Genomic DNA, 12,679 nt, shown 5'->3' on the forward strand with positions numbered 1-12,679 from the left:
GTTGCAGATGAATGAACTGGCTTCCTATGCTTCTCACCCGTCCCGATCGCGCGGCCGGACGCACGCCGAACCGCCGCCGGAGAACCGCACGGAGTTCCAGCGCGATCGTGATCGCATCGTCCATTCCGGCGCCTTCCGGCGGCTGGAATACAAGACGCAGGTCTTCGTCAATCACGAAGGCGACCTGTTCCGCACGCGCCTGACGCACAGCCTCGAAGTGGCGCAGATCGCGCGTACGCTGGCGCGCAGCATGGGGCTGTCCGAAGACCTGACCGAAGCCATTTCGCTGGCGCACGACCTGGGCCACACGCCTTTCGGCCACGCCGGCCAGGACGAGCTGAACGCCTGCATGCGCGAGCTGGCCCCGGAGGCGGGCGGCTTCGAACACAACCTGCAAAGCCTGCGCGTGGTGGATGAGCTTGAAGAGCGCTATGCCGACTTCAACGGCCTGAACCTGTGCTTCGAGACGCGCGAGGGCATTCTCAAGCATTGCTCGGTGGCCCATGCGCGCATGCTGGGTGACGTCGGTGAGCGGTTCCTGAACCGCACGCAGCCGTCGCTGGAGGCGCAGCTTGCCAACCTGGCCGACGAGATTGCGTACAACAACCACGACGTTGACGACGGGTTGCGCTCGGGGCTGATCACGCTGGATCAATTGAAGGAAGTGTCGATCTTCGAGCGGCACCATGCCTATGTGCTGGACCGCTATCCCGGCCTCGCGCCGCGGCGCGCGGTGGCTGAAACGATACGCCGGGTGATCAACACGCTGATTGTCGACCTGACCCGCACGTCGCTTGCGCGCATCCGCGACGCGGCGCCGGCCAGCGCGGACGACGTGCGCCGCGCGCCGCCGCTGGCGGGGTTTTCCGAAGACATCCGCCGCGAAGCCGACACGCTGAAGAAATTTCTGTTCGACAACCTGTACCGCCACTACCGCGTGCTGCGCATGACGCGCAAGGCACGCCGCATTGTGCGCGACCTGTTCGCGGCGTTTCTGGATGACCCGCGCCTGTTGCCGCCTGATTACCGCCGCGCGCAGTTCAACGAACAGGCGCGCGCGATTGCCGACTACATCGCCGGCATGACCGACCGCTACGCCATCCGCGAGCACAAGCGGCTGTTCGACATGGCGTAGCCTGCGCCGGCCCGCAGGCGGCGCGCTGTCAGCGATGCTTGCGGTAGGGCTCGTCGGCCTCGACGAAGGTCGCTTCGGCCAGCGCGTCCCGGATCCATTCCTGCATCGCGGGCAGCGCCAGCACGGCGTTCATGTAGTCGCGCACCGGTCCTGCCGCGGCGATGTTGTAGGTCTTGAAGCGCGAGACCACCGGCGCGAAGAACGCGTCGGCAATCGAGAACCCGCCAAACAGGAACGGGCCGCCCTGACCGAACTGCGCGCGCGTTTCCTGCCAGATGGCCTGCACGCGCGCGACATCGGCGCGTGCCGCTTCGGGGAAGTCGATGCCTGGTAAATCCGCTTCGACATTCATCGGCATGGCCTGGCGCAGCGCGCCGAAACCGCTGTGCATCTGCGCGGCCAGCGATCGCGCCCGCGCGCGGGCCTTGGCATCCTTGGGCCACAACGCGGCCTCGGGGTGACGGTCGGCAGCGTATTCGCAGATCGCCAGCGAATCCCACACGGCGAAATCGCCGTCCAGCAGCACGGGCACCAGGCCGGCGGGCGACACGGCGGCGACGCGTTGTGAAAACTCTTCGGTGAACAGGCCGACCTTTTGTTCCGTGAACGCGATGCCCGCCGCCCGCAGCGCGATCCACGGACGCATGGACCAGGACGAGTAGTTCTTGTTGCCGATGATCAGGGTGTACATGCTGGCTTTCCCGTTGGTAGGAGGGGGGGATCAGTCGCCGGGCTTGCGCCGCAAAAGTTTGCCCAGATACTGGCCGGTGTGGCTGGCCTCGGTTGCCGCCACGACTTCCGGCGTGCCTTGCGCCACGACCCGGCCGCCGCCGTCACCGCCTTCAGGGCCCATGTCGACAAGCCAGTCGGCCGTCTTGATGACGTCCAGGTTGTGCTCGATGATGAGCACCGTGTTGCCGGCGTCCACCAACTGATTGAGCACCTGGAGCAGCAGCTCGATGTCGCGGAAATGCAGGCCCGTCGTCGGCTCGTCCAGGATGTACAGCGTGCGGCCCGTGCTGCGGCGCGACAGCTCTTGCGAGAGCTTCACGCGCTGCGCCTCGCCGCCGGACAGCGTGGTCGCGCTTTGACCCAGGCGGATATACGACAGGCCCACGTCGATCAGCGTATGCAGCTTGCGCGAGATGGCGGGCACCGATTCGAAGTACTCGAGCGCCTGCTCGACGGTCAGGTCCAGCACCTCGCTGATGTTGCGGCCGCGATAGCGGATCTCGAGCGTTTCGCGGTTGTAGCGCTTGCCGTGGCAGACGTCGCAGGGCACGTACATGTCGGGCAGAAAGTGCATCTCGACCTTGACCACGCCGTCGCCCTGGCAGGCTTCGCAGCGTCCGCCCTTCACGTTGAAGCTGAACCGGCCCGGGTCGTAGCCGCGCGTGCGCGCCTCCGGCACGCCGGCGAAGAGTTCGCGGATGGGCGTGAAGAGTCCCGTGTACGTGGCGGGATTGCTGCGCGGGGTACGCCCGATGGGGCTTTGATCCACGCTGATGATCTTGTCGAAGTTCTCCAGCCCCTGCATCGACACGTAGGGGGCGGGTTCGCTCTGCGCGTGATGAAGCTGGCGCGATACGGCCACGGCCAGCGTGTCGTTGATGAGCGTGGACTTGCCCGAGCCGGACACGCCGGTCACGCAGACGAGCCGGCCGGCGGGCACGTGGAGGTCGACGTTCTTGAGGTTGTTGCCGGTGGCCCCGGTAAGCGTCAGCCACGGCAGCTCGTCGTCGACGGGGCGGCGCTTCGGGATGGCAATGGCGCGCGCGCCGCTCAGGTACTGGCCGGTCAGCGAATTGGGATCGCGCTGCACGGTCTCGGGGTCGCCTTGGGCCACGACCTCGCCGCCGTGCTCACCGGCGCCGGGCCCCATGTCCACGACCCAGTCGGCCATGCGGATCATGTCCTCGTCGTGCTCGACCACGATGACGCTATTGCCGAGATCGCGCAGGTGTTGCAGCGTGCCGATCAGGCGGTCGTTGTCGCGCTGGTGCAGGCCGATGGAGGGCTCGTCCAGCACGTACATCACGCCCGTCAGGCCCGAGCCGATCTGGCTGGCCAGGCGGATGCGCTGGGCCTCGCCGCCGGAGATCGTGTCCGCGCTGCGGTCCAGCGACAGGTAGTTCAGGCCGACGTTGTTCAGGAAGCTCAGCCGGGCCTCGATCTCGCGCACGATGCGCTGCGCGATTTCCTGCTTGGCGCCCGTCAGGTTCAGGTTACGGAACCAGTCCAGGCAGCCGGACAGCGGCATGGCCTCGACTTCGTAGATGGCCTGGCCGTGGCGTTCGCCGCCGCGCGGATCATGGCCGATCAGCACGTTGCGCGCCTCGGGGCGCAGGCGCGAGCCCGCGCAGTCGGGGCAGGTCTTGATATTGCGGTACTTGCCCAGTTCCTCGCGCACCGTCGCCGAGTCCGTTTCGCGCCAGCGGCGCTCCAGGTTCGGGATGACGCCCTCGAAGGTGTGGCGCTTGACGGTGCTGCGGCCCTTCTCGTTCAGGTAGAGGAACGAGATCTCTTCTTCGCCGGACCCGTACAGGACCTTGTCGCGCAACGCTTCGGGCAGCTCCTCGAAGGGCGCCTCGATATCGAATTCGTAGTGGGCGGCCAGGCTGGTCAGCAGCGAATGCGTGAAGGCATTGCGGCGGTCCCAGCCGCGGATCGCGCCGGCGGCCAGGCTCAGCTCCGGAAAGGCGACGACCCGCTTCGGGTCAAAGAAGCCCACCTGTCCAATGCCGTCGCAACTGGGGCAGGCGCCCATGGGGTTGTTGAAGCTGAACAGGCGCGGCTCGAGCTCGGGCAGGCTGTGGCTGCACACCGGGCAGGCGTAGCGGCTGGAGAAGACCTGTTCGCGCTCGCTGTCCATGTCCAGCGCCAGGGCGCGGCCTTCGGCCAGTTGCAGCGCGGTCTCGAAGCTTTCGGCCAGGCGCTGCTTGCTCTCGGGCTTGATGCGCAGGCGGTCGATGACGACGTCGATATCGTGCTTCTCGGTCTTTTTCAGCGGCGCCATGCCGTCGATTTCCACCAGCTGGCCGTCGACGCGCAGACGCACGTAACCCTGCGCCTGCAGGCTGGCGCATTCGTCCTCGAAGCTGCCTTTCTTGCCGCGCGCAATGGGCGCCAGCACCGCCAGCCGCGTCTCGGGCGTCCAGCCCAGCACCGCGTCCACCATCTGGCTGACGCTCTGGGCCTGCAGCGGCAGGCCGTGGTCGGGGCAATAGGGTGTGCCGACCCGCGCGTAGAGCAGGCGCAGGTAGTCGTGGATTTCGGTGATGGTGCCGACCGTAGAGCGGGGATTGTGTCCCGCGGCCTTCTGCTCGATCGAGATGGCCGGAGACAGGCCCTCGATCAGATCCACATCCGGCTTGTCCATCAGTTGCAGAAACTGGCGGGCGTAGGCCGAAAGGCTTTCCACGTAGCGCCGCTGGCCTTCCGCGTAAAGCGTGTCGAATGCCAGCGAGGATTTGCCGGACCCGGACAGGCCGGTGACGACCACCAGCTTGTGGCGCGGCAGGTCCAGCGAGACGTTCTTGAGATTGTGGGTGCGGGCACCCCGAATGCGTATGGTCACGTCGGTATGGGTAACGTCCAGTTGCGTCGTCGATGGCGCCTTTGATCCCGCGCACCCTTTGGGCGCATTTCAGCGGTTTCAAAGGCCAACTTGGTACTATAGCGCGCCGAATCCTCTCGCGTTCAAGGCCGTTCATCGGGTTGGACAGGCCAGAGGCCGGCGCCGCACCGCAAGAATCAGACCGTGAGCGTATGACATGCAAACATGCGCGCCGCCCTAGTCATCGTTGAACTTTCCGCATGCCGGCAGACAAAAAACTGAAATTGACCCCTTCCGAGCGCCGCGCGAGCGTGGCCCTGGCCGGCCTGTTCGCCGCGCGGATGCTGGGCCTGTTCCTGTTGCTGCCCGTCTTCGCCGTTGCCGCAAGCGGCATGCCGGGCGGCGATGATCCCGTCCGCGTGGGCCTCGCGCTGGGCATGTACGGCCTGACCCAGGCGTTCATGCAGATCCCGTTCGGTCTGGCTTCCGACCGCTGGGGGCGTCGCCCCGTGGTGCTGTTCGGGCTGCTTCTCTTTGTCGCCGGCAGCATCGTGTGTGCGCAGGCGACGGATGTTTTCTGGATCACGATCGGCCGGGCCATCCAGGGCGCCGGCGCCATTTCCGCAGCCGTCACCGCCTGGCTGGCCGACGCCACCCGCGACGAAGTGCGCACGCGCGCCATGGCGATGGTGGGCGCATCGATCGGGCTTTCCTTCGCCGTGTCACTGGTGCTTTCGCCGGTGCTGGTGGGCTGGTGGGGGCTGTCGGGTCTGTTCTGGACCATCGCCTGCCTGGGCGTCGTCTGCCTGGCGGTCGCGCGCTGGGTGGTGCCGGTCGTGCCCCGCACGCAGGCCCGCACGATGCAGGCAGCCAAGCCACGCGAGGTCCTGACCCATCGCGACCTGCTGCGCCTGAATTTCGGCGTCTTCGTGCTGCATCTGATTCAGGTGTCGCTCTTTGTCGTGGTGCCGGCGTTGCTGGCCAAGGTCGGCGGGCTGGACGCTCGCGACCTCTGGAAGGTCTACCTGCCGGTCATCCTGGTGTCGTTCGTCCTGATGGTGCCGGTGGTGTTCGTCGCCGAAAAGCGCCGGGCGCACCGGGGCGCGCTGCGCGCGTCGGTCGCCGCCCTGGTGCTGGTGTGCGCACTGCTGCCGGCCGCCAGCCATGGCTTTTACACGCTGGCCATCGCGCTGACCGGATTCTTCGTCGCCTTCAACGTGCTGGAAGCCCTGCAGCCCTCGCTCGTGTCGCGCGTGGCGCCGCAGGCCTACAAAGGGCTGGCGCTAGGCTTCTACAACACCGCGCAGGCCGCGGGCCTCTTCGCGGGGGGCGCCCTGGGCGGCTGGCTGGCGTCGCAGTCCGGCGCCAGCGCGGTGTTCATCGCTGCAGCAATCCTGTCGGCGGTATGGCTGGCGGTCACCTGGGCGCTGCGGCCCCTGGCCTGATGGCTGCGGGCTTTCCCGCAGACTTCGGAAAGTCGTGGATCTGGCCCCGAACGGCGTCCAACAGCGCCGAAATGGTTTGTCAGCAGTGTTCGATCTGTCACTGATCCCGTTTGGCGCGGCGAGCGCTTTTCGTCGATAATACGCATCAACACAGGCTTCACCTGGGCATCGCCGGCATCGCTTCGATGACCGGCGAGTTTCATGAAGCCGGTCTTCAACATCGCTTTTTTATGTTGTTGCCGGCGCGCTCGCGGCAACGCAAGGCGCAGGCTGTCAACAACAGAGGGACATCGGCATGGCATCGGTTAACAAAGTCATACTCGTGGGCAATCTGGGTCGCGACCCGGAAGTCCGCTATAGCCCCGACGGGGCGGCAATCTGCAACATGTCGATCGCCACGACCTCGTCCTGGAAGGACAAGGCCAGCGGCGAAAAGCGCGAAGAAACCGAATGGCACCGCGTCGTCATGTACAACCGCCTGGCTGAAATCGCCGGCGAATACCTGAAGAAGGGCCGCTCGGTCTACATCGAGGGCCGCCTCAAGACCCGCAAGTGGCAAGACAAGGACACGGGCGCCGACCGCTTCAGCACCGAGGTCGTCGCTGACCAGATGCAGATGCTGGGCGGCCGCGAAGACGGCGGCGGCGGTGGCGGCGGCAACTACGGTGGCGGCGGCTACGACGACGCGCCGCGCCAGCAGCGCGCGGCTCCGGCCCAACGCCCGGCGCCCCAGCAGCGCCCGGCCCCCGCAGCGGCCCCTGCCAGCAGCGGCGCCAACCTGGCGGACATGGACGACGATATTCCGTTCTAAGCGGAATCAGCACTTCAAAAAGGCGGACCTTGCGGTCCGCCTTTTTTTGTCGCGAAAAGGATGATCGATGAGGGTTTACACCATCAATTCAGACTAGGCCTATAGATCTACGTATAATTGGCGCGGCCATTTTCAATCATGAATTTTTGAATTGTCGGGCGTGTCTTGGCATCAGGGGCGACCGATAACCCTTCTGTGAGAAGAATCTTGAATTCCAGCGTTGACGCCCTTGATCTGACGATCGTTATTCCTTGCCTCAATGAAGAGGAGAATATTGTAGATATTCTGAATAGCGTGAAACAGGCAGTTGCGGGTCAGAGGTTCACGAGCGAAATCGTTGTCGTCGATGATCAGAGCGATGACGCCACGTATGAGCGAGCCATCCAGTGGGCGGCGGACAACCGGGGTGTGATTCCGGTGCGCGTGGTGCGTCGTGAATTGCAGCGGCGTGGCTATGGCGCCGTGGTCCGATACGGGGCTGCCCATGGCGTAGGCCGCTACGGCATTTTCGTTTCGGCGGACGCCGTCGATCCCATCGAACTGATTCCCAAGCTCTACGACGAAATGGAGAAAGGCGCTGTGCTGGCACAGTGCTCTCGGTATTTGGAAAAAGGGGATGACTCAACCATCCCGTTCAAATACAAGTTTTTCCAATTCTTCTTCCGGATCGGTGTACGCATTGCATTGGGCCAATACATCCCCGATTCCACTTACGCCTTCAAGATGTTCCGGCGCCGTGAGTTGCTTGGTATGGGGTTGAGCCAGAATCGCTTCAGCATCAGCCCGGAGATTACCTTCAAGGCGATTCTGACGGGCGGCCAGGTCAAATATATTCCTGGCGCGCAGGGTGTGCGCGCGCGGGGCGTATCAAAATTCATATTCCGCAAGGAAGGCATTGGATTCTCATATTGCCTCCTGCGCTCCTTCTTGCATCGCTACAAGATTGCATATTGGTTTTGAGCGCAACGCAGAAACAGGTATCCGGTTTTTCAAAATCAATGTCTTCCCTTAAAAAATGGGCGGCCCGCCAGTATCTGGTGTGTGCCGCCATTGCGCTTGCGCTTGTCGTTGCTGTTTTTCCGGATGTGATCTTCGAAGGCGCCAGCCTCCGAATGACGGATCACATGGCGGCTGAATATTATGGCGGCAAGGAATTGCGACCGTTCTATCCAGTGCCAGAGCACGTCAAGTGGTGGGGAGCTTATAACGATACCGGTGGAGCGGCATTCCAGTCCGAGCCCATGATTGAATTCATGCGGCGTGTGATGAAAACTGGAGATTCGCCTTATTGGAACCCCTATGCAGCCGGGGGGGCGATGGGTCCCGAAAGCCTGGTGGATATGAAGTTTTCGGTGCCCACGATTGTGACCGCCCTGACGGGCGGCTCGAGTTTGAGCTACAACGTGAGTGCCTTGATCTACTTTGTGCTGGGCGTTTATTTCTTGATCCTGACAATGACCAGGGTCTTTGAGTTATCCAAGACTGCAGCGATTGGCGCAGCGGTTTTTTTCTTATTGAACGGATACGCTGTCGCCAACCTGGGCTCCAATGTGGCGCAGAGCTATCCTTTCATTCCTATATGTCTTTATGCAGTGCTAATGCACGCAAAGACGCCGAGTGCTCTCCGATTCGTTTGGGTCTGTCTCAGCTTTGCGTTGGCGTTGAGTTGCACCTTTGCGCCCACTACCATAGTGAGCATCATCGGGGTGTATGTCGTAGCCTTGGCGTATCTCGCGCATCGCGCAGCCAGTCGTGAAATCTCCGTTAAGGCGGTCCTGTATATTTTGGCTTTGCAGGCAGTCGCTGGCGGCTTCGCGGTGTCTATTCTGGCTTTTCTGTATCTGCCGGTGCTCGAAAATCTCGAGAGTACGGCACTGTTGAAAAACTACCTGATCCGAATTTACTACCCCGTGGTATTTCCCGGTGGCTTAGCAGGTTTGTTTTCACCCTCTCTATTTTTCGAGTCTTATAACCTCCGCGAGCCTGCGTCACTAGGGCCGAAATATTTTCCGAATACTGTTTATCATTTTGGGCTGGTCGCCTTCGCAGCGGCCGCGTGTGCTGTATCTAGAAGAAATGACAGGTTCCGCGTTGTAGCCTTAGTCTGCTCCGCTGCGGTGCTCTTCTTTCTTGCCAATATATATGGCGCCCGAGTCATCCGGCCGATTGTGGCGTCGATCCCAATTATTGGAAGCATCGGAAATCAATATTGGTGGATGTCGGTCGTCATGCCCATGGTCGCGCTAGTAGGGCTGGGACTAGACAACATCCGTTCGGGAAGCACACGGATACTGCCCGCGCTGGCCGTTCTAGGAATTGCGATCGCGGGCGCGATCTTCCTGTGGCAGACCTATGGACTGCGCGAACCCAACCTGGAGTTCAAGCAGAGCGCTCTTATGTGGACGGGGATCCTGCTGGTCGCTCTTGTCTCGGGTCTGGTGTGCGCCAGGTTTGTCAGGGTAGGTTGGGTGCTGAAGGCACTTGCTGCGGTGTTCGTGGTGGTAATGTTTGTCGAATTGCTGATGTCTTCGAAAATGATTCGCTACGAGCGTAGTGACTTTTTCAAGAAGCCGACCGACGTCATCGCATTCGTGAAGAAAAACGTTGGTAATTACCGCACGGCGAACTTCGGAACGAGTGCGCTATATCCAGATCTAGGCTCGGCGTTCGGAATCCAGGAAGTCAGTTCGACCAACGAAGGAAATCTTCCATATTTTCGGGACTATTTCTACGACACGTTCGACATGGAGCCTTCGCAACAATTCGGCTTCAACTACACATTGAACAGAGGACCTTTTCCGAGCCTATATAGTATTCAGGACGAGCCGGAAAAAACGAAGATCGACTGGGCTGCCCTGGATTTGCTTGGAGTCAAATACATCATCACGCCGTCTTCGTACCTGAACTATAGAAAAGCGTTTCTCGAGCACGGGCTGAGCCTGGCTTTCGAGACGCCGGGGTCATTCGTTTACGAAAACCCGACGGTCATGGCCAGGGCTTTCTTTGTCCCGCGCGTGGAGCCGGCCCAGGATGAAGCTCTGACGCTGCGTGACGATTACCGGTCATCGGCCACCCCGATAGAAATTGTGCGGTATCGGAATGCGGAGGTCGTTCTTGCGAGCAACGCGGCGGAACCGGGTCTTGTCGTGTTTACTGATAACTGGCACCCAAATTGGTCGGCTACTGTCAACGGGAAGCCCGCGCAGGTGCTGAGGGTAAATGGGTTATTCCGGGGCATTCAAGTGCCCGCCGGCGACTTCCGCGTCGAACTGAAATATCGTCCCAAAACCCTGACGCTTGCGCTGTCCTTAAGCTTCGCAAGCCTCGCCCTGCTCGTCCTGATATTTGCATGCCGCAGACGGATTGATCGCTTTGTGCGCGATTTGGGTTTACCCATCGCAGATAAAAGCCAGACTGATTGGGGCAGATCGTGAGGAATCCAAAGCGATGGATACTCAGCGCACTGAAGGTATGCTTTGGTGCGCTGCTTGTATTCGCGCTCTTCAAAGGTGACTACATCGACGCCGGAGCGTTGGTGTTGGCCTTCACCAAGCCTGCGTATTTCGCCCCGGCGCTCGTGCTGATGTTCATAGGCATTCTTGCGGGGGCATTCCGGTGGTGGCTGCTGCTGCGCATAGCCGGATTTCCTGTTCAGCTGCCAACGATATTGCGCATCCAGCTGATGAGCGGATTCTTTTCTCTATATATGCCAGGTGCCGCAGGCGGCGATGTCGTGCGGGCCATGTACATTTTCAGAGGCATGAAAAAGGGGCAGGGCCGGGGCGCCGCGACGCTATCTATTGTGTCAGACCGTGCGTTTTCCCTTTTCGGATTGTTGGGTGCTGCCTGTCTACTGAGCGTCTATCTGGTGTTTTCTTCAGACAAAGGAGCGAAGGCAGCCTCCTACATTGAAGGCATCGAATGGATTTTTGTGGCGTCGTGCGTGGCTGGCGTCGCCATGCTTATCGCATTTGCGCTGGCCAGATTCTTTAATTTGGGAAGGTTCTTGCCTGACAGGCTGCTCGAGTACGCACGAATTTTCCGGCAGAACGCCAGCGTATATAAGGCAAAGTGGCTTCAGCTTCTGTTCTGCGCCGTCATATCGGTTGCCGCCAGCGCGCTGGTCGCCCTGAGTATTGTCCTCATTGCGATGATTTTCCCGTTTGCGCCGGATCCGTTGGTGGCGGCAGTAGCGGGCGTATTTGGCAATCTGTTTTCCGCCATTCCGATTTCACCCGGGGGACTGGGCGTGGGCGAGGTCGCCTTTGCCAAGGTGGTTGAAGAGTTATCGGGCACGGTCGGCCCGTTTGCCACCATTTATCTGACATTTCGGCTTGGAATGTTCCTCGTGAATATCCCCGGCGGCTTGCTCGCCTTATTGACTCCGCATAGAGATTTGCTCCCAGTTGAATGACAGCCTCACACGGGCCGGGATTTATATGGCGCTAGGTGCCACCCCGCATTCCAATCAAACGAAAACGCCGCATTGCGGCGTTTTTTTTTTGCGTGCAGTCTGGCGAAACCGCTAAGTACATTCTCGAACTCGCCTGTCGACCGCTTCCAGGCACACTGTACAAATTGTGACTCGCGGTCGTATATCCGCTCAAATATCGCAAAGCTTAGTCGGTATTGGTAACACTATTCCCTTTAAAATCAGACGGCGCCGATTGTTTTAAACGTCTGAGGGTTTTCCATGGCCCTGATCCGTAAGGGCGGCTTGCCCGCGGCTTAACTCTCTGATAGCCTTTTCGATGGTCAACCGAATGTTCTGGAAAATGGTCCGTAACTGACCTGGGACGCTGCGGGAAAGGAACATCGAAAGTGGGCGAGAATTTATTAATAAACGCCGCAGCACGCGATTACGGCGCCGCCACGGAGATAATGCCGATTGGCAGCTTTCGCTCTGATAATTTCTGGAGGCGGCTATTTTGCAACTGGAAAACATTGGCGGTTGCAGCGGTAATTGGCGCCGCTTGCGGAGTCGTGGCTTATTTTGTCGTGCCAAAAAAATGGCAGGCCACCGTTCTCGTCCGCGTCGGTGATGCGGCGCCGGGCCATGAGTTTGAGCGCGAACTGCTGGAACAACTGTCGCTGACCGCGGCCTGGATCAGCAGCAAGGAATTTATCGACCCAATGTTGTCTTCGATGGGCTCTGCAGCGGCCGCGCGCGCCAACGGTGAGTCTTCGGATGCCAAGCTCTTCAAGGAGACGCTGACAGCGAAGGCAATACCAGGCAGCCAGTTGCTCAGAGTGGATTATCTGGGCTATTCGCACCAGCAATTGCAAGCGTATGTCGATGCAATAGGAAATCAAGTGCGTGCCGCCCATGACCAAGTCATGGACGCGCGCCTGGAGGCGCTGAAAGGCCTACGGAATAAATATGATGGCGAGCTGGCGGCTGAGGAGCGAAGATATCAAGATCTACGCCGCAAGTACGAGGACATTTCCCGGCAGCCCGCTGATGCACAGCTATTTATTGCTCCCCAAGCCAGAGCGGAGATTTATGAGAGCGAGGCGCGGATGAACATGTTGACCCGAGCGGCAAACGAGTTGGATCAGCGTATTACGGCAGGACGCCAAACCGCGGTCGTCACCCAGGCTGAAATCTACGTGGAGCCGGTATACCCAAAATTGGGAAAGTTCCTGCCTCCCGCAATACTGCTTGGAATTCTTTGCGGCTTCATCTTTTCGGTTTTTCGGGGCACAACGCGTTTTGTTCTTCTCAAGTAGAA

9 protein-coding genes are annotated in these 12,679 nt (G+C 60.8%); 7 read left to right on the top strand and 2 right to left on the bottom strand.

What is annotated here, in order from left to right:
* The first annotated feature begins 7 nt into the window (after positions 1–7).
* Positions 8–1,135 (top strand): deoxyguanosinetriphosphate triphosphohydrolase, encoded by a 1,128-nt coding sequence (locus ASD71_RS25415; RefSeq protein ID WP_056571068.1) that lies wholly within the window; start codon positions 8–10, stop codon positions 1,133–1,135.
* Positions 1,136–1,163: 28 nt separating this feature from the next.
* On the opposite strand, the gene ASD71_RS25420 is transcribed toward ASD71_RS25415, so the two are convergent.
* Both ASD71_RS25420 and uvrA read right to left on the bottom strand, forming a co-directional pair.
* The gene (locus ASD71_RS25420) at positions 1,164–1,826 is read right to left on the bottom strand and encodes a glutathione S-transferase family protein (protein ID WP_056571071.1); all 663 of its coding nucleotides are present in this window, start codon (positions 1,824–1,826) and stop codon (positions 1,164–1,166) included.
* Positions 1,827–1,856: 30 nt separating this feature from the next.
* A complete protein-coding gene (gene uvrA, locus ASD71_RS25425) occupies positions 1,857–4,712 on the bottom strand; it encodes an excinuclease ABC subunit UvrA (protein ID WP_056571074.1) in 2,856 nt (951 codons plus the stop codon).
* Positions 4,713–4,951: 239 nt separating this feature from the next.
* Between uvrA and ASD71_RS25430 the strand changes: the two genes are divergently transcribed.
* The 6 genes from ASD71_RS25430 to ASD71_RS25455 all read left to right on the top strand — a co-directional run bounded on the left by ASD71_RS25430 (position 4,952) and on the right by ASD71_RS25455 (position 12,677).
* Positions 4,952–6,136, top strand: a complete 1,185-nt coding sequence (locus tag ASD71_RS25430) for an MFS transporter (RefSeq protein WP_056571076.1) — start codon at positions 4,952–4,954, stop codon at positions 6,134–6,136.
* Between the two features lie 295 nt (positions 6,137–6,431).
* Positions 6,432–6,947, top strand: coding sequence for a single-stranded DNA-binding protein (gene ssb, locus ASD71_RS25435; protein ID WP_056571078.1), 516 nt, complete (start codon positions 6,432–6,434; stop codon positions 6,945–6,947).
* A gap of 207 nt (positions 6,948–7,154) precedes the next feature.
* A complete protein-coding gene (locus tag ASD71_RS25440) occupies positions 7,155–7,907 on the top strand; it encodes a glycosyltransferase family 2 protein (RefSeq protein ID WP_200949484.1) in 753 nt (250 codons plus the stop codon).
* Positions 7,904–10,381 (top strand): YfhO family protein, encoded by a 2,478-nt coding sequence (locus tag ASD71_RS25445; RefSeq protein WP_156395307.1) that lies wholly within the window; start codon positions 7,904–7,906, stop codon positions 10,379–10,381. The genes ASD71_RS25440 and ASD71_RS25445 overlap by 4 nt, the downstream gene beginning before the upstream one ends.
* Positions 10,378–11,361, top strand: a complete 984-nt coding sequence (locus tag ASD71_RS25450) for a lysylphosphatidylglycerol synthase transmembrane domain-containing protein (protein ID WP_162253579.1) — start codon at positions 10,378–10,380, stop codon at positions 11,359–11,361. The genes ASD71_RS25445 and ASD71_RS25450 overlap by 4 nt, the downstream gene beginning before the upstream one ends.
* Before the next feature lie 407 nt (positions 11,362–11,768).
* A complete protein-coding gene (locus tag ASD71_RS25455) occupies positions 11,769–12,677 on the top strand; it encodes a Wzz/FepE/Etk N-terminal domain-containing protein (RefSeq protein ID WP_082579052.1) in 909 nt (302 codons plus the stop codon).
* Positions 12,678–12,679: the final 2 nt, after the last annotated feature.

This window comes from Achromobacter sp. Root565 (genome assembly GCF_001427425.1).
Taxonomy (GTDB): Bacteria; Pseudomonadota; Gammaproteobacteria; order Burkholderiales; family Burkholderiaceae_B; genus Achromobacter; species Achromobacter spanius_D.